Raw genomic sequence first — 16,282 nt, 5'->3', positions numbered from 1 at the left:
CCCCATGTGCGAAGTAAGTTCCCCCGTCGAGGCACTCACCTGGCGCTGTCCGCAGTGCCGGGGTCCATGGGACCTCGACTTCACCTCCTCTGCAGTGGCGTACAACTCCCTTGCCGAGCGCGTAAATTCACTCTGGCGTTACGAGGAGGCCCTGCCACTGCCCGCATCGGGGGCGCGCGCCACGGTCTCCCTCGGCGAGGGCCGTACCCCGCTCGTGCCGCTCACGGACACCGTCACCGCCAAGCTTGATTTCCTGATGCCGACGCTGTCCTTCAAGGACCGTGGCGCCGTGATGCTCGCCGAGCTGGCACGGCAGTTGAAGCCGCGTCGGGTGATCGCCGACAGCAGCGGCAATGCGGGCACAGCGATCGCGGCGTACTGCGCCCGCGCCGGACTCGACTGCACCGTATACGTTCCTGCGGCCACCTCCGCGAAGAAGGTGGAGCAGATCGGAGCACACGGGGCACATCTAGAGATCGTGCCCAGTGACCGCGAGGCGACGGCACAGGCGGCACGCGCCGCCGCCGACGAGGACGGGGTCTTCTACGCCTCGCATGTATTCAACCCGTACTTTCTGCACGGCACGAAGACCTACGTGTACGAGATCTGGGAGGACCTCGGCGGCCGACTGCCCGAAGCCCTCGTCGTTCCCGTCGGAAACGGAACCCTGCTGCTCGGCGCGGCGCTGGCGATCGAGGAGCTGTACACGCACGGGCTCATCGACGAGCGCCCGGCCCTGATCGCGGTGCAGGCGGCCGCCGTCGCACCACTTGCCTTCGCGTTCCGGGCCGGAGCGGACGATGTGCTGGCCCCGGCGTTCACGGCCCACACCCTGGCCGAGGGCATCGCGATCCCCCAACCGCCCCGTGCCCGCCAGATCCTCACCGCGGTGCGCGCCACGGGCGGCACCTTCCTGACCGTGACGGAGGACCAGATCCGCGCAGCGCAGCTGGACCTCGCCGGGCGCGGACTGTACGTCGAATCGACGGGAGTCGCGTGCTGGGCCGCGGTCGGGGCGTACGGGCTGAATGACCGCACGGCCGTACTGCCCCTGTGCGGGGCAGGACTCAAGACCGGCCTGGCGGCTGCGCCCTAGGGTCTTTCGTTTGGTTCAGGCCGGGCTCGCGTGCCCCGGCACGCACGCTCGCCGCGTTGTCGTCGGTCGCCCACGCTCCGCGTGGGCTCCTTCCTCCGCCTTGCGGGGCGCCGGACAGAAACCTCGGCACCCGGGGGCGAACTCTTGCCCACCGTCCCGCCGGACCGGAACCGTCGCGGTGCCCGCGACCGGCCTGCCCTGGTGCGCGTGATGCCGTCGCCGGGCGAGGTGTCGCCGCGAAGGGGTCGGCAGCCGGTTCCGGAACCCCGGGTGGGGCCTCCCGGCGGAAGCAGGATGCGCTCGACCCACAGCGCGAGTTGTGCCGGGCGGACCCGCCTGGGGCCGAATGCCCACATCGGGCGCGGACCCCGGGGTCCGGGCAGGACGCTCCCGCAGTGCCGTTCCGGGTGATGCCGTCCCCGGTCCCGCTGGTTCGGCCCCCAGGAGCGATGCGGTGCGGCACCGGGCCTCTCCACCCGTGGCGGGGCACCTCACGGTGATCTCCGTCGGCACGCCCTGTCGTTGCCCCTTGGCAGGGGTACTACGAAATCGTATAGTCCGATATCGTGAAAACCGAAATCGCAGTACCTGAATGGTCCGCCCTGCTCGCGCTCCAGCGGGCCACCCACACGACTCTTCAGCTGCTCGCAGCGGAACTCGTCGACCTCAACCTGACCGCGTCCGAGATCAACGCCCTGGCCAACCTGGCGGACGGCCGCGGCCGGACCGTGTCCGAGCTGGCCGCGGCGGTGGGTTCCCGGCCCACCACCTTGACCAGCGTCCTGGACCGTCTGGAGCGGCGCGGCCACATCACCCGGGGTACCCGCCGGGGAGACCGCCGGGTGGTGCTCATCGAACTCACCGCGTCGGGGCGACCGACCGCCGCCACGATCCGCGAGGCCATCACCCGTCTTGAGCGCCGGGCGCTCGGCAGCCTGCCGGACGACGCGATCTCCGGCCTGCGCACCGCACTGCAGGCCCTGACGGAGGTGCCCTCATGACCGCGCACGACTCGGACATGCACACGGGCCAGGGAACGCGTACGGGTCCGTGCCAGGCCGAGGATCTCTTCGGCTCCCTGGTCGCCGAAGTGATGGCGGGCGCCGATCACTTCGGCCACCGCGAACACGTCCACGTGACCTGGCTGGCCGTGGTCCGCCACGGCGTACCGGAGGCGATCGGGCTCGTCAGCGAGGGAATCCAGCGCACCGCCCGGTACGCGGGTGCCCCGCAGAAGTACAACGCAACGGTCAGCCGGGCCTGGGTGGAACTCGTCGGGCACCATGCGGCGGAGCACGGCGAGGACGACTTCGCCACGTTCGCCGATCGCCACCCCGCCCTGCTCGACAAACGCCTGCTCACCCGCTTCTACCGCCCGGCGACGCTGGCCGGCCCCGCGGCGAGGACCGGCTGGGTGGCTCCCGACCTCGCCCCGTTCCCCTGGCAGGAGCCGTCTCGTCCGCAGTAGTCGGCTCGTCCGCAGTAGTCGGCCACGGTCCCCGCAGAGGTGCCGGCGCAGCCGCCGCACAGTGAATCAGCTCTTCGGGCAGGGGGGCACTTCGCTGCGACGCCGGTCACGGGCGTAGTCCGCTCCCGTCTGTTCGTACCATGTGTCCGGCGTGTGGGAGCCGGGATGCGCACAGGCAAGGGGAGGGAAATAGACGTTCCGGTAGCCGGACGTGTCGCGCAGTTCTCCGGTCAGCTCGAAGGGGTCGCCCTGGGGACCACTGAGTGTCATCTCGGCTGTACTGCCACCGACTTCGTAGTACACGCGGTAGCGCCAACGGCAGTAGCCCTTCTCGGACGTCGCATGGACGAGGAACGCCTCGGTCTCGTTCTGGTTCAACGTGATGTGTTTGGCCTTGGGCCCGGTGAAGAACGGCTCCGCCGGCCCGCCGCCCTTCCCGGACGCCTTGAGGCGTGGCCGTGCCGAGTCCACAGCCACCTCCAGCGGGATGACATCCGTGACGCCCTGCGAGGGAAAGTGCACGAGGCTGCCGCCGAGTGGCGCCTTGCACGAGCCCCCCTCCAGCTCGGGGACAATGTCGGTGATCCGGACCTGCTGGGCGGCGCGGCCCTGCAAGGTGATCATCCATTCCGCGTGCCTGACATCGACGACTCGCCGCCCCTGCCGCCAGGAGGTGTCCGCGGACAGCGCCTCGAGGAGCTGCCCGTCCGCGTCGCCACGAACCACGTACCACCCGGTGTCCTTGACGTCCTTGACCTCGACCACGTCGATGGCGTCCTGCGGCGAGAGTCGGTCCGGCACCCGGTCCAGCGGCAGGATCGTCTTCACCGACATGGCCAGCACGTCCTGGAAGGTCACGGTTGCCACCGTCAGCAGAATGCCCACCAGCCAGGCGGCCGGGCTCCTGAGGTACCGCAGCCGACCCGGTGCCTCCTCGGCCTGCCCCGGGCGCGGCCGACTGCCCCGGCGCACGCTCGCCCGGGTGAGCGCGCCCGTCGTACGGGCAGCACGTCGCTTACTGCGCATCGCTCAGTTGCTCCTCACCCATGTCCGCACCCGGTGCCGCGCGGGCCCCGCGGCGCATCATCAACAGAACGGCTCCCAGGCACACGAGTCCCGTGGCCCACCCCCACGCGGTGCCGAACCGGACGGCGTCACCGAGTGCCGCCCCCAGGGGTTGGTCCGGCGCGGTGGCGGCCCGGCGCGGAGCAAACCAGTGCAGCAGCCAGCCGTCCACGACCGCTGCGGCAACGGCCGCCAGCAACGTTGCGTACCAGCCGTTCATGACCAGACGAACGAGCACCACCGCGCGCCGCTGCGGGGCATCCGGCGCGCGCCTGGCCACGGAGCGAAGCGCCACTGCCGACGCCACGAGGAAGACGACACAGACAGCGAGAGTCGCGAGCCAGCCACCGATCCGTTCGGTGCTGACCGGGCGCAGGCGCAGTGCCGGGTAGAGGAGGCCGCTCCACTCGTCGACCAGGGCCGGCGGGCGGTACGAGACCCACAGGTCCGGATCAAAGGTGATCGACGTCGTCTGGGCCAACGACCGCACCCGCGTGTGCCGAAGGAAGGGGCCGCCGGCCACGGCCAGCAACACCGGCGGGATCAGCCCGGCGCACACCAGATCCCGCCGCTCCCGGGCGGCGACGAGCAGAGGAACGGACGCCTCGTTGCTCTCGACGCCTTCCGAAGTTCCGAAGTACTCCCGCAGGGGCTGCCATTGCCGGTACCGCCACACCAGGAGCCAGACAGCGACCGGCAGCCAGACGGTGCACAGCGCAAACTGTGCGGCCGCAGCCGGCACCGCGCCCAGCTGGGCTTTCATCAGCCACTCGCCGTACGTGGGCACAGCCGAGCCCGCGTCAGGATCCAGAGCCGGGCCCATCAGCGTCGCCACGCCCGCGGCCAGCAGCACGGCTGCGTTCAGAGCCAGAACTGTCCTCAGCTGCGGCTTGAGGCCCGGCGCCCCGCGTAACACGCCGTAGGTCAGCAGGCCGCTCAGCACGGTGAAGACAAGCTGCGGCAGCCACCCCTCGACGTGGTGAAGGTCGCGCACCGCGAAACCGTCCAGCGACAGCCCCAGCACCCGGACATCCTGGATGCTCGCTCCAGGAGCGAACGCGCCTGTGACCCACTGCTTCATCGGATCGAACAAGAACAACAGGATCGCCTGATTCCAGGCCCCGTATGCGGCCAGCGCCATGGACAGGCGGCGATTCACTGTCGGACTCCCCCGAGTCGCCTGGGCACGGCAACGAACTCCGCCCGCAATTCTGCCGTACCGACACCGCCGTACCAACGGCTTTACGGATACCGACCACCAGCGGCGGTCGGGTACAGGTCCCCTCCGAGCGGAGTCAGTACGCCCTTGCCCGGGACTGTCGGGCGACTGCCGGAGGTATCGGCGTACTGGGGGGCGGGTTCCCACACCGGAAGATGTCCGCCGTGGCGATCTGGACCGATGAGTCGCTCATGGCCGGATGCCAGGCGGGTGGCCGGTTGTGGCGCGGCACGTTGCCCAAAACCCCGGGCCGGGATCGTTGGCCCTCCACCCTGAGCTGCGGGCCGCTACCGTGAAGCCATGACCGCACTGCCCGACTGGATGCGCCCGCCACGCGCGGAAGGCTGGTTCGCGGAGGACCTCGACCGCCTCCCCGAGGCGCCCCGCCACACCGAGCTGATCGACGGAGCCCTCGTCTTCATGATGGCGCCCCAGAGGTGGTGGCACGGCCACCTCGTCACCATGCTGACAGTCGCACTCATGGAGCAGGTGCCCGCCGACACCAGAGTCGGCCGCGAGATGACCATCAAGCTCGACCCGCGCAACCGTCCCGAACCAGACCTGCTGGTGACGACGGCCGACTTCGACGGTGACCGTACCTGGTTCGCGCCGGAGGACGTCCAGCTCGTCATCGAGGTCGTCTCCCCCGAGTCCGCCCACCGTGATCGCACAGTAAAGCTTCGCAAGTACGCAGAGGCCGGCATCCGGCACTACTGGTGCATCGAGGACGAGGACGGCGCCCCCGTCGTCCACGTCTACGAACTCGACGAACCCACCGGCGTCTACGCGCCTGCCGGCATCTTCCGGGGCACCCTGAAGCGCCCTGTGCCTTTCGAGATCAGCCTGGATCTCGACAAGCTCACCCCGCCGCGGGGCAACTAGAAGTCAGCACGGGCACACAGAAGGGGCCGGGCTCTGGCGAGCTCGGCCCCTTCTGTGTGCCCGCTTGACGAATTACCTTGCGTACAGCAACCAACCCGTCACACGTTGAAGCGGAATCTATAGTGCAGAGCTCCCACCTGCGAGAACGCGGTTTCCCGGGTACTCATCCAGCACAGATCCAGCACGGTCGGGACCTATCCAGCACATCCAGCACGCACGATCACCGCGCGGGGAGTCGGCGCACCGCCACAGCTGCATTGTGTACACATGAGACACTCGGTACACTTGAGCGTATGACGCAGCCACTACCCATAGAGTCCATCCGCGACGTGCGCGCACACTTGGCGGAAGTCGTGGAGCGCGCAGACCGCGACGATGTACCCACAGTGATCACGCGCCGAGGCAGGGAAGTCGCCGCGGTCGTCTCCATCGAGATGCTGCGCAAGTACCAGGAGTGGGAAGAGCGCGAGATCAATCGGATCATCGACGAGCGCATGGCCAGCCCCGCACCCGGCATCCCGATCGAGGACATCATGAGGGAGACGCTGGCGCGCAGTGAGTGAGTACCGAACCGTCTTCCGCCCCGAGGCGCAGGCCGAACTTCGGAAGATCCCCCGCGATATGGCGCTGCGCATCCTGGCCAAGCTGACCGAGCTGGAAAGCGATCCACTCGGCTTCAACACCACTGCACTCGTGTCCCAGCCAGACCGCCGCCGCCTACGGGTCGGCGACTACCGCGTCGTCTACACGATCGACAACGGGGAACTGGTGATCTGGGTCGTTCACGTGGGACACCGGTCCACCGTTTACGACACCTGATTGCTGCTGACCTCACGTCAGCATATCCAGCACGGTGACGACGAAGGGGTCGGACTCGACAGAGCCCGACCCCTTCTGACCTGCTCGGTTGACGCAATGCCTAACTTATAGTATGCGTACGACTACACATTGAAGCGGAACTCCACCACGTCGCCGTCCTGCATCACGTAGTCCTTGCCCTCCATACGCGCCTTGCCCGCCGCGCGGGCGTCGGCCACCGAGCCCGTGGCGACCAGCGCGGCGAAGGAGATGACCTCGGCCTTGATGAAACCCTTCTGGAAGTCGGTGTGGATCACACCGGCCGCCTCGGGAGCCGTCGCACCCTTCTTGATCGTCCAGGCGCGGGACTCCTTGGGGCCTGCCGTGAGGTAGGTCTGGAGGCCGAGGGTGTCGAATCCGACGCGAGCCAGTGTGGCGAGGCCCGGCTCCTCGGCGCCGACGGACTGGAGGAGTTCCATCGCGTCCTCCTCGTCGAGCTCGGCGAGGTCGGCCTCGAGCTTGGCGTTGAGGAAGATCGCCTCGGCGGGGGCGACCAGGGCACGCTGCTCGTTCTTGAAGTCCTCGTCGACCAGCTCGTCCTCGTCCACGTTGAAGACGTAGAGGAACGGCTTGGTCGTGAGCAGGTGCAGGTCGTGCAGCAGCGCCGCCTTCTCGGAGCCCTGGACGATACCGGCGGAGAAGAGGGTGTTGCCCTCCTCGAGGATGGCCTGCGCGGCCTCGACCGCCGCGACCTTGGGAGCCACGTCCTTCTTGATCCGGGCTTCCTTGGACAGGCGCGGCAGAACCTTCTCGATCGTCTGGAGGTCCGCGAGAATCAGCTCGGTGTTGATCGTCTCGATGTCGTCCTTGGGCGAGACCTTGCCGTCGACATGGACCACGTTCTCGTCCTTGAAGGCCCGGATGACCTGGCAGATCGCGTCGGACTCCCGGATGTTCGCCAGGAACTTGTTGCCGAGCCCCTCGCCCTCGCTCGCGCCGCGGACGATGCCGGCGATGTCGACGAAGTCGACGGTCGCGGGCAGGATCCGCTGGGAGGCGAAGATCTCCGCCAGCTTGGTGAGCCGCGCGTCGGGGACGCCGACGACGCCCACGTTGGGCTCGATGGTGGCGAACGGGTAGTTGGCCGCCAGCACGTCGTTCTTGGTCAGGGCGTTGAACAGGGTCGACTTGCCGACATTCGGCAGTCCGACGATTCCGATCGTGAGCGACACGTTGGCGACTTCCTGGGTGAGGACTGGCTGAGGGCCGGGGGCCCGGACCCGGGTGGGCCGATCCCCCAGTTTACGGGCGTGCCGCAGGGGCCGACGACGGGGAACCCGGGGACCGGCCAGGACCCGGACGCCCGTGTGGGGGTCAGGAATGCGTCGAACTCACGGCCAAGGTCGCTCAAAGGGCGTGTCCTGTGACGGAACACGCACGTCGTGCGACCTACGTTGGTTCCGTGGAGCACAGGACAGGTCCCTCGAAGCAGCGGCCACGGCCGCAGGCCCCTCTTTCCGGTCAGGGCGCTCTCATTGAGGGCGCCACTGTGTACCGGGTCGCGGCCAAGCCCGGCCGTTCGGGCCCGCCCGACCGGTCCGGCCGGACAGGCAAGCCGGGAGGGCCCGGTCGGCCGGGGCGGCCCGGCCTGAGGCCCGGGCGGCAGGTGCCACCGGTGGTCCAGGCCCTGCGCAGGCTGCCGAATCCCCGGCTGACCGGCATCGGCGCCGGGCTCTTCGCCTCCGCCGTGATGCTGCTGATCGGCTCTCTCGACCAACTTCTCTTCGACGGCTCCGCAGTCGTGTACGGCGTGCTTTTCCTGCCTGTCAGCGCCCTGACCGCGCTGTGGGTACGCAGCGCCGACCTGGTCACTGCCCCCATCAGCGTGCCGATCGCGTTCGCCGTCGGGGTCATCCCGATCTCCGGCGGCCCCGGCGGATACGGCGGGCAGATCATGGCGGTCGTCACGGCTCTGGCCGTGAACGCCGGGTGGCTGTACGGAGGCACACTCATCGCCGGGCTCATCACGACCGTACGGAAGGTCCGGCTGATGCTCCGACGCCGGCCGGGCACCCGCCCCGGCACTCGGGCGGGCACCGGACGGCCGGGGCAGTTGCCGCGCAGGCCGGGGGGCCGCGCCTAGGGTCTTTCGTTGGGATCGGGCTGGATCGGTTACTGGGGCACGCGAGCCCGGCAAGATCCCAACGAGAGGGCCCCAGGTCCAGCCCTGGCGATCTTTGAGGATCGGCCCGCGGCGCCGGATGCATGGGGCCTCTCCCCGGCCCGCCAGGGCCGAGGGGCATCGCAAGGCGGTGGGGGCACTCCCCCTGGCTCCGCCGGGGGTGCCTCCACCCGGCCGGAGGCCGGGGGTATGCGCGCCGGGCGCCGCCCCGGCCCCGTCCGTTCCTATCGCTGCGCCGCCGTCATCGCCGCCCCGACGATCCCCGCGTTGTTCTGGAGCTCGGCCGGAACGATCTCCGCGCGGACCTTCTTGATCAGCGGAATGAACCTGTCCGCCTTCCGGCTCACCCCGCCGCCGATGATGAACGCCTCCGGCGAGAACAGCATCTCCAGATGGACCAGGTACTTCTGGACGCGGCGCGCCCAGTGCTCCCAGCTCAGCTCCTCGTCCTCCTTGACCTTGGTCGAAGCGCGCTTCTCCGCCTCATGGCCCTGCAGCTCCAGATGGCCCAGCTCGGTGTTCGGCACGAGCCTGCCGTCGAGGAAGAGGGCGCTGCCGATGCCCGTACCGAACGTCAGCAGCATCACGGTGCCCTTGCGTCCGCGGCCCGCGCCGAAGGTCATTTCGGCAACGCCCGCCGCGTCCGCGTCGTTCATCACGGTCACCGGCATGTTCAGCCGGTCGCCCAGAAGCTTGCCGCCGTCCAGGTCGATCCAGCCTTTGTCGACATTGGCCGCCGTGCGGATGATCGAGCCGGTGACCACACCGGGAAAGGTGATCCCGACCTGTCCCGACCAGCCGAAGTGCTCCACCACCTCGGCAACGCAGTCGGCCACGCCGTCGGGCGTGGCCGGGTGCGGTGTGAGTACTTTGTGGCGGGGCTCTGCGAGGTCGCCGCGGTCCAGGTCCACGGGAGCGCCTTTGATCCCCGACCCGCCGATGTCCACTCCGAAGACGTTCATGGACACAACGTTACGAGGAACCGCGGACGGTTACTCCTCGACGAGCGAGGACGCCTCGGAACGAAGATCGCGACGGAGCTCCTTCGGCAGCGAGAAGGTGATCGACTCCTCGGCGGCCTTGACGATCTCCACGTCCTCGAAGCCCCGCTGTCCCAGCCACTCCAGGACCTCTTCGACCAGCACCTCCGGCACGGAGGCTCCCGAGGTGACGCCGACCGTGGAGACGCCCTCCAGCCAGGCCGGGTCGATCTCGTCCGCGTAGTCCACCAGGTGGGCGTCACGGGCACCCGCGCCCAGGGCGACCTCGACGAGCCGCTTGGAGTTGGACGAGTTCTGCGAGCCGACGACGATGACGAGGTCCGCATCGGCGCCCATCTGCTTGACCGCGATCTGACGGTTCTGCGTGGCGTAGCAGATGTCGTCGCTCGGCGGGGAGACCAGCAGCGGGAACTTGGTCTTCAGCTTGTCGACGGTCTCCATGGTCTCGTCGACGGACAGCGTGGTCTGGGAAAGCCAGACGACCTTGGACGGGTCGCGGACCTCGACCTTCTCGACGTCGTCCGGGCCGTCGACCAGGGTGATGTGCTCGGGGGCCTCACCCGTGGTGCCGATGACCTCTTCGTGGCCCTCGTGGCCGATGAGGAGGATGTCGAAGTCCTCCTTCGCGTACCGGACGGCCTCCTTGTGGACCTTGGTCACGAGGGGGCAGGTGGCGTCGATGGTCGCGAGCTTCCGCTCGGCGGCCTCCTCGTGCACGATCGGCGCGACGCCGTGCGCGGAGAACATGACGATCGACCCTTCGGGGACCTCCGCCGTGGCCTCGACGAAGATCGCGCCCTTCTTCTCCAGGGTCTGTACGACGTACTTGTTGTGGACGATTTCATGGCGGACGTAGATCGGGGCGCCGTACTGCTCGAGGGCCTTCTCCACGGCGATCACGGCACGGTCCACGCCCGCGCAGTAGCCACGGGGAGCGGCGAGCAGGACGCGGCGGGCGTTCGTTGCAGTCATGCCACCCATCGTAAAGGCGCCCCGAACACGCCAACGATCGCCCACAGGGCTGAGACGGATGCGCATATGCGATCAACGTTGTGCGTAGTTGTGCGTACGCGTACGGAGTCCCCCGACGAACGGACCCCCTGCCGTGTCGGAGCGGGCCGATACGCTCGCGTGCATGGGTCTCAATACGTCTGCCGAAGCACCGCTGCCCGTCGGCGAGGTGTCGCGGCTCATCGGGGGATGGATCGACCGGCTGGGGGCCGTGTGGGTGGAGGGGCAGATCACCCAGCTGTCCCGCAGGCCGGGGGCGGGGGTCGTGTTCCTGACCTTGCGCGACCCTTCGTACGACATCTCGGTGAGCGTCACCTGCTACCGCCAGGTGTTCGATGCGGTGGCCGACGTCGTGGCCGAGGGCGCACGGGTGGTCGTCCACGCCAAGCCCGAGTGGTACGCACCGCGGGGCCAGCTCTCCCTCCGGGCCGTCGAGATAAGGCCCGTCGGCATCGGTGAGCTGCTCGCGCGGCTGGAACACCTGAAGAGGACCCTCGGCGCGGAAGGGCTCTTCGCGCTCGACCGGAAGAAGCCACTGCCCTTTCTTCCGCAGCTGGTCGGCCTGGTCTGCGGCCGCGCGTCGGCGGCCGAGCGCGATGTGCTCGAGAACGCACGACGGCGCTGGCCGGCCGTCAGGTTCGAGGTGCGCAATGTCGCGGTCCAGGGTGTGCGCGCCGTACCGCAGGTCGTCCAGGCGGTGAAGGAGCTGGACGGGCTTCCCGATGTGGACGTGATCATCGTCGCTCGTGGGGGCGGCAGCGTGGAGGACCTGCTGCCGTTCTCGGACGAGCAGCTGGTGCGCGCGGTCGCGGACTGCCGTACGCCCGTGGTGTCGGCGATCGGGCACGAACCGGACTCACCCTTGCTCGACCTGGTCGCGGATGTGCGCGCCTCCACGCCGACCGATGCCGCGAAAAAGGTCGTTCCTGACGTCGGCGAGGAGCTGGCCCGGGTGCAGACGCTGCAGGACCGGGCGCTGCGGACCGTACGGGGGATGCTCGAGCGGGAGGAACGGGGGCTCGACCACTGTCTGCACCGACGGGTCATGGAGCATCCGCACCGGATGGTGGAGGAGCGGGAGCTGGAGGCGGACGCGCTCGTCGCCCGGAGCCGGCGCGTGCTAGGGCATCTGCTGGACCGCGCCGACTCCGAGCTGGCCCACACCCGTGCGCGCGTCCTCGCCCTGTCGCCGGCGGCGACGCTGGAGAGGGGCTATGCGGTGCTGCAGCGCGCCGACGGATCCGTCGTGCGGGCGGCCGACGAGGTCGCCACCGGCGAGGAGCTGCGGGCCAGGGTCGCGGAAGGCGGGTTCACGGTCACCGTCGGACCCCGCACATAGGGTGGAGCGCATGACGGCGAAGACGGACGAGAGCTCGGCCAATCCGGCGAATTCGATCGGTTACGAGCAGGCGCGCGACGAGCTGATCGAGGTCGTCCGCCGGCTCGAGGCGGGCGGCACGACGCTCGAGGAGTCCCTCGCGCTGTGGGAGCGGGGCGAGGAACTGGCGAAGGTCTGCCGCCGCTGGCTGGACGGCGCCAGGGCGCGACTGGACGCGGCACTGGCGGAGCGGGGCGCGGACGGGGGTCCTGAGCCCGCGGCGGAGGACGAGGGCGACGCGGGCCCGTGACGGGCCCCTGACGGGAGTCGCACAGGGCCGGCGCGGCGGCGTGGGCGCACAGGACGCATCAACCGGGACGCCATTTAGTTGAAAGTTGTGTGAGTCGCCTCACCAGTGGCTCGATTTAGTTGAATCTTCACTCACTTCGCTCGTACGGTGAGGCCACAGCTTGTTCCCCTTGTTCCTCCGGAAGGTACGTTCCGCCATGTCCCTCGTTCTCGACGCCGCCGCCCAGGACCTCCTCTTCCGCGAGGCCCGCACCGCCAACACCTTCACCGACGAGCCGGTGACCGACGAGCAGGTGCAGGCGATCTACGACCTGGTCAAGTACGGCCCGACGGCCTTCAACCAGTCGCCGCTGCGCGTCGTCCTGGTGCGCTCCGCCGAGGCCCGCGAACGCCTGGCGGGTCACATGGCCGAGGGGAACCGGGCGAAGACCTCCGCGGCACCGCTGGTTGCGATCCTCGCCGCGGACAACGAGTTCCACGAGGAGCTCCCGGCGCTGTTCCCGCACTTCCCCCAGGCCAAGGACATGTTCTTCGGCGAACGCCCCGCCCGTGAACGGTCCGCCGCGCTGAACGCCACGCTTCAGGCGGCGTACTTCATCGTCGGCGTCCGCGCCGCCGGTCTGGCCGCGGGCCCGATGACCGGTCTCGACTTCGCGGGCATCCAGAAGGAGTTCCTGGACGACGACCACACCCCGCTGATGGTCGTCAACATCGGCAAGCCGGGCGAGGACGCATGGTCCCCGCGTTCGCCGCGCCTGTCGTTCGACGAGGTCATCACCACCGTCTGACGCCTGAGCTGCGCCCCGGACCCCACCGGCGGGCTCCGGGGCGCCGCACACCCGGCACGACGAGGCCGCCGCACCCCTGCGGGTGCGGCGGCCTCGTCGTGCGTTCCGGGCTGCTGCCGGCTCAGGCCTTCTTCGACTCCAGTGCGGCCGCCATCTCGGCGAGCCGCCCGAACGACGCCGTGCCCGTGACGACGGTGGTCGAGCCGTCCTGGCCCGTGCGCACGAGGGCGTCGTACTTCGGCCCCTCCCAGCGCTCCCAGGCCACGCCTCCCGCCTGCTCGGTGCGGCCGGTCTTCGCGGCCCGCTGGGTGACCTTCGGGACGTACTTGGCAGCCGGCGCCGTGGACTGCTCGACGGCGACGTACTGCCCGTCCGGGTCGAGGAAGCCCAGATGCCAGGCGTTGTCGTTCTCGCGGACGTACCGGACCGACGTCGCCTTCCAGCTCGCGGGCAGGCCGGCGGGAGCGGCCACCGGATAGGGTGCCGCCCGGCGTGCCGTCACCAGTTCCAAGCGGTAGTCCTCCGCCTTGACCGGGTGCGCCGTGTCGTCGTGGGGGACGAAGAGATAGACCACGAAGGCGGCGGCCAGAACCACCGCCAGCGACTGGACCATCCCACGTACCGTCTGCTTGCCTCGCATACCTGCCACGGCACTATGGTCGCATCAAGGTTGTTTGCTCAAACGTGGGGCCCTCTGCTCAATTTGTCGACGTACCGATAGAGTCGCAGCACCCTCTTCATCCGGCCGTCGTCGTACAGAAAGGTGCGCTCCGATGACCGAGCATCATCTTCCGTCACCGCTTGAGGTCTCGCCCGAGGCCCCCGACCGCAACCTCGCCCTCGAGCTCGTCCGGGTCACAGAGGCCGCCGCCATGGCCGCGGGCCGCTGGGTGGGCCGCGGCGACAAGAACGGCGCGGACGGCGCGGCCGTCAAGGCCATGCGGACCCTCGTGCACACCGTCTCGATGAACGGCATCGTCGTGATCGGCGAGGGCGAGAAGGACGAAGCCCCGATGCTGTTCAACGGGGAGCGCATCGGCGACGGCACCGGCGCCGAGTGCGACATCGCTGTGGACCCGATCGACGGGACGACTCTCACCGCCAAGGGCATGCCCAACGCCATCGCGGTCCTCGCGGCGGCGGACCGGGGCACCATGTTCGACCCGTCCGCCGTGTTCTACATGGACAAACTGGTCACCGGCCCCGAGGCCGCAGACTTCGTCGACATCAATGCTCCCGTGTCGGTGAACATCCGCCGGGTCGCCAAGGCGAAGAACTCCTCGCCCGAGGACGTCACCGTCGTCATCCTCGACCGCCCGCGCCACGAGGGCATCGTCAAGGAGATCCGCGAGACCGGCGCGCGCATCAAGTTCATCTCGGACGGCGATGTCGCGGGCGCGATCATGGCGGTGCGCGAGGGAACCGGTGTCGACCTGCTGATGGGCATCGGCGGCACGCCCGAGGGCATCATCGCCGCGTGCGCGATCAGGTGCCTGGGCGGCACGATCCAGGGCAAGCTCTGGCCGAAGGACGACGAGGAGCGGCAGCGCGCCCTCGACGCGGGCCACGACCTGGACCGCGTGCTCTACACCAACGACCTCGTCAGCGGCGACAACGTGTTCTTCGTCGCAACCGGCATCACGGACGGAGAGCTGCTGCGCGGCGTGCGCTACCGCGCCGCGACCGCGACGACGCAGTCGCTGGTGATGCGGTCCAAGTCGGGCACGATCCGCCAGATCGACTCCACGCACCGGCTCTCGAAGCTGCGTGCCTACAGCGCCATCGACTTCGACCGCGCCCAGTAGCCGGCCGCTCCGGCGACCGATGCGCCCGGATCCCGGTCCAGGGCCCATATGACCCGGATCCCGGGTCCACATACGGAAAGGGGCGTCCCCATGTGCGGTGGGGGCGCCCCTTCCCGTACGTACGCGGGGAGCCGCGTACGTCAACGGGTTCGTCAGGCAGCCGATGCCGGCTTCTTCAGCTCCGTCTCGCGCCTCCTGCGGCGGGCCAGCACGACACGGCGCTCGGCCGCGGTGAGTCCGCCCCACACCCCGTAGGGCTCGGGCTGCAGCAGCGCGTGCTCGCGGCACTCGACCATGACCGGGCATCGTGCGCAGACCCTCTTGGCCGCCTCCTCGCGGGAAAGCCGTGCGGCGGTCGGCTCCTTGGACGGTGCGAAGAACAGTCCTGCTTCATCCCGGCGGCACACCGCCTCCGAGTGCCAGGGCCCGTCCTGGTCTTCCCGAGCAGAGGTGCGCTGGGGTGGAACGGCGGCTACCTGCAAGGGGTGATGCGGCAGTTGCAGCACGGTCTACTCCTGACGACGGCTTCGCGAGCGAGAGACGATGCAGCAAGCCCTACCCGCTGTGCGCGCGCCTATGCACTGAGTGGCACAGAGTTCCGGGGCCGGAACGACCGTCGGTCAGCGGACGGAGGCGCTGCCCGATCAGTGCCCCAGGTGCTTGCGCAGGCGGTCGTGAAGATCGGCGATGCGCTTGCCGCGCTTCGGCTTGGCCTCGACGTTGCCGAAGACGGAGTAGCCGTTGACCACGACCAGCGGGGCCTCCGGATCGGCGGCCTCCAGGGTGTCCACCTCGAAGTTGCCGAAGATCCCCGTGCCGCTGCCGCGCAGCGAGATGTTCTCCGGCACCCGCACCTCCACGTTGCCGAAGATCGATGTCGCGTTGATGACGGTCAGCCGCTGCCCGAACATCGCCTCGGTCAGATCGATCTCGACACTGCCGAACAGCGAGAAGGCGTTGGTCCTCGCACCCACGCGCCAGCGGCCCTTGCGGGTGGAGCTGGAGAAGACCGCAACCAGGTTCTCCGCCGGCCCGGCCGGCATTTCGGGCCCGTATCCGTAGGCAGGCGGGACCGGTTCGGTGCGCGGCGCCGAGGCGGGCAGATCCCTCACGATCGGTTCGAGTTCGCCGACGGTCTTGGCACGGTAGACCGCGTCGATCCGCTCGGCGTGCTCACCGGCGTCCAGGCGCCCCTCCGCCAGGGCCTCGCGCAGGATGTCCGCGACCCGGTCACGGTCGGCGTCGGAGGCACGGAGGGAACCTGCGGGATCCGCGGGCACGGATCGGTCCGCGGGAGCGGCTGGAGCAACCGGCGTCTGAGGGTGCTTTTCGAGGTCCAC

19 protein-coding genes are annotated in these 16,282 nt (G+C 69.3%); 11 read left to right on the top strand and 8 right to left on the bottom strand.

Annotation, left to right across the window (positions count from 1 at the left end; all coding sequences use genetic code 11):
- The first annotated feature begins 4 nt into the window (after nt 1–4).
- The 3 genes from AC068D_RS21235 to AC068D_RS21225 all read left to right on the top strand — a co-directional run bounded on the left by AC068D_RS21235 (nt 5) and on the right by AC068D_RS21225 (nt 2,564).
- Nucleotides 5–1,096: a threonine synthase gene (locus AC068D_RS21235; protein WP_478824581.1), complete on the top strand. Its 1,092-nt coding sequence runs from the start codon at nt 5–7 to the stop codon at nt 1,094–1,096.
- A 566-nt stretch (nt 1,097–1,662) separates the two neighbouring features.
- The gene (locus AC068D_RS21230; protein WP_478824580.1) at nt 1,663–2,097 is read left to right on the top strand and encodes a MarR family winged helix-turn-helix transcriptional regulator; all 435 of its coding nucleotides are present in this window, start codon (nt 1,663–1,665) and stop codon (nt 2,095–2,097) included.
- Nucleotides 2,094–2,564, top strand: a complete 471-nt coding sequence (locus AC068D_RS21225; RefSeq protein WP_478824579.1) for a hypothetical protein — start codon at nt 2,094–2,096, stop codon at nt 2,562–2,564. Before AC068D_RS21230 ends, AC068D_RS21225 begins: the two co-directional genes overlap by 4 nt.
- 66 nt (nt 2,565–2,630) lie before the next feature.
- Here AC068D_RS21225 and AC068D_RS21220 read toward each other — a convergent pair whose 3' ends face one another.
- Both AC068D_RS21220 and AC068D_RS21215 read right to left on the bottom strand, forming a co-directional pair.
- Complete coding sequence (locus AC068D_RS21220; protein ID WP_478824578.1) at nt 2,631–3,590, bottom strand: hypothetical protein; 960 nt, start codon at nt 3,588–3,590, stop codon at nt 2,631–2,633.
- Complete coding sequence (locus tag AC068D_RS21215) at nt 3,580–4,788, bottom strand: hypothetical protein (RefSeq protein ID WP_478824577.1); 1,209 nt, start codon at nt 4,786–4,788, stop codon at nt 3,580–3,582. Before AC068D_RS21215 ends, AC068D_RS21220 begins: the two co-directional genes overlap by 11 nt.
- A 360-nt stretch (nt 4,789–5,148) precedes the next feature.
- Here AC068D_RS21215 and AC068D_RS21210 point away from each other — a divergent pair, with 360 nt between their 5' ends.
- The 3 genes from AC068D_RS21210 to AC068D_RS21200 all read left to right on the top strand — a co-directional run bounded on the left by AC068D_RS21210 (nt 5,149) and on the right by AC068D_RS21200 (nt 6,549).
- Complete coding sequence (locus AC068D_RS21210; RefSeq protein ID WP_478824576.1) at nt 5,149–5,730, top strand: Uma2 family endonuclease; 582 nt, start codon at nt 5,149–5,151, stop codon at nt 5,728–5,730.
- A gap of 293 nt (nt 5,731–6,023) precedes the next feature.
- Nucleotides 6,024–6,293 carry a type II toxin-antitoxin system Phd/YefM family antitoxin gene (locus AC068D_RS21205; RefSeq protein ID WP_478824575.1) on the top strand — a complete coding sequence of 90 codons (270 nt, stop codon included), beginning with the start codon at nt 6,024–6,026 and terminating at the stop codon, nt 6,291–6,293.
- Nucleotides 6,286–6,549, top strand: a complete 264-nt coding sequence (locus AC068D_RS21200) for a type II toxin-antitoxin system RelE family toxin (protein WP_478824574.1) — start codon at nt 6,286–6,288, stop codon at nt 6,547–6,549. Before AC068D_RS21205 ends, AC068D_RS21200 begins: the two co-directional genes overlap by 8 nt.
- Nucleotides 6,550–6,671: 122 nt before the next feature.
- On the opposite strand, the gene ychF is transcribed toward AC068D_RS21200, so the two are convergent.
- On the bottom strand, nt 6,672–7,760 hold the full coding sequence (gene ychF / locus AC068D_RS21195) for a redox-regulated ATPase YchF (protein ID WP_478824573.1): 1,089 nt from the start codon (nt 7,758–7,760) through the stop codon (nt 6,672–6,674).
- Nucleotides 7,761–8,176: 416 nt separating this feature from the next.
- On the opposite strand from ychF, the gene AC068D_RS21190 reads away from it, so the two are divergent.
- Entirely contained in the window at nt 8,177–8,671 is a 495-nt protein-coding gene (locus tag AC068D_RS21190; RefSeq protein ID WP_478824795.1) for a DUF6542 domain-containing protein, read from the top strand.
- A gap of 263 nt (nt 8,672–8,934) precedes the next feature.
- Here the strand turns inward: AC068D_RS21190 and ppgK are convergent, their stop codons facing one another.
- Both ppgK and AC068D_RS21180 read right to left on the bottom strand, forming a co-directional pair.
- A complete protein-coding gene (gene ppgK / locus AC068D_RS21185) occupies nt 8,935–9,672 on the bottom strand; it encodes a polyphosphate--glucose phosphotransferase (RefSeq protein ID WP_478824572.1) in 738 nt (245 codons plus the stop codon).
- 30 nt (nt 9,673–9,702) lie between these two features.
- The gene (locus AC068D_RS21180; RefSeq protein ID WP_478824571.1) at nt 9,703–10,683 is read right to left on the bottom strand and encodes a 4-hydroxy-3-methylbut-2-enyl diphosphate reductase; all 981 of its coding nucleotides are present in this window, start codon (nt 10,681–10,683) and stop codon (nt 9,703–9,705) included.
- 163 nt (nt 10,684–10,846) lie between these two features.
- Between AC068D_RS21180 and xseA the strand changes: the two genes are divergently transcribed.
- From xseA to AC068D_RS21165, 3 genes are all read left to right on the top strand, one after another.
- Complete coding sequence (gene xseA, locus AC068D_RS21175; protein WP_478824570.1) at nt 10,847–12,061, top strand: exodeoxyribonuclease VII large subunit; 1,215 nt, start codon at nt 10,847–10,849, stop codon at nt 12,059–12,061.
- 10 nt (nt 12,062–12,071) lie between these two features.
- Nucleotides 12,072–12,350, top strand: a complete 279-nt coding sequence (locus tag AC068D_RS21170) for an exodeoxyribonuclease VII small subunit (protein WP_478824569.1) — start codon at nt 12,072–12,074, stop codon at nt 12,348–12,350.
- A gap of 196 nt (nt 12,351–12,546) precedes the next feature.
- A complete protein-coding gene (locus tag AC068D_RS21165; RefSeq protein WP_478824568.1) occupies nt 12,547–13,137 on the top strand; it encodes a malonic semialdehyde reductase in 591 nt (196 codons plus the stop codon).
- Nucleotides 13,138–13,258: 121 nt separating this feature from the next.
- Here the strand turns inward: AC068D_RS21165 and AC068D_RS21160 are convergent, their stop codons facing one another.
- A complete protein-coding gene (locus AC068D_RS21160; protein ID WP_478824567.1) occupies nt 13,259–13,786 on the bottom strand; it encodes a DUF4245 domain-containing protein in 528 nt (175 codons plus the stop codon).
- Nucleotides 13,787–13,910: 124 nt separating this feature from the next.
- Here AC068D_RS21160 and glpX point away from each other — a divergent pair, with 124 nt between their 5' ends.
- Entirely contained in the window at nt 13,911–14,942 is a 1,032-nt protein-coding gene (gene glpX / locus AC068D_RS21155; protein ID WP_478824566.1) for a class II fructose-bisphosphatase, read from the top strand.
- Between the two features lie 152 nt (nt 14,943–15,094).
- Here the strand turns inward: glpX and AC068D_RS21150 are convergent, their stop codons facing one another.
- Complete coding sequence (locus AC068D_RS21150) at nt 15,095–15,448, bottom strand: WhiB family transcriptional regulator (protein WP_478824565.1); 354 nt, start codon at nt 15,446–15,448, stop codon at nt 15,095–15,097.
- A gap of 138 nt (nt 15,449–15,586) precedes the next feature.
- On the bottom strand, nt 15,587–16,282 hold the full coding sequence (locus AC068D_RS21145; RefSeq protein ID WP_478824564.1) for a DUF1707 SHOCT-like domain-containing protein: 696 nt from the start codon (nt 16,280–16,282) through the stop codon (nt 15,587–15,589).

Source organism: Streptomyces sp. NPDC043861 (genome assembly GCF_056435905.1).
This window is presented reverse-complemented; position numbering and strand designations above follow the sequence as displayed.